This window comes from Anaerotignum propionicum, from assembly GCF_024461735.1.
Taxonomy (GTDB): Bacteria; Bacillota; Clostridia; order Lachnospirales; family Anaerotignaceae; genus Chakrabartyella.
Genome location: NZ_JANGAD010000026.1, coordinates 1 through 351, shown reverse-complemented (window position 1 = coordinate 351; position 351 = coordinate 1). Strand labels below are relative to the sequence as shown.

Genomic DNA, 351 nt, shown 5'->3' with positions numbered 1-351 from the left:
GCTCAGTGGTAGAGCATCGCCTTGCCAAGGCGAGGGTCGCGAGTTCGAATCTCGTTTCGCGCTTTTAGCTTTTGCATTATCGTATAGTGGGCTATCGCCAAGCGGTAAGGCACAGGACTTTGACTCCTGCATTCGCTGGTTCGAATCCAGCTAGCCCAGGTTTCAAATAAATGCTAAACTTTATTTGTTTATTGGGGTATCGCCAAGCGGTAAGGCAACGGATTCTGATTCCGTCATTCGCAGGTTCAAATCCTGCTACCCTAGTTTAAAAGCCTGTATGAATACAGGCTTTTTTATTGTTCGCTTTAGCTTGACAAAACCACCGGCTATGCCGGTGGTAGGAAAGGTTTG

The 351-nt window shown here is 47.3% G+C and carries 2 tRNA genes; both read left to right on the top strand.

What is annotated here, in order from left to right:
* The first annotated feature begins 87 nt into the window (after positions 1-87).
* Positions 88-159: transfer RNA gene (locus tag NE558_RS14260), tRNA-Gln, on the top strand.
* Positions 160-192: 33 nt separating this feature from the next.
* Positions 193-264, top strand: a tRNA-Gln gene (locus NE558_RS14255).
* The last annotated feature ends 87 nt before the right edge of the window (positions 265-351 follow it).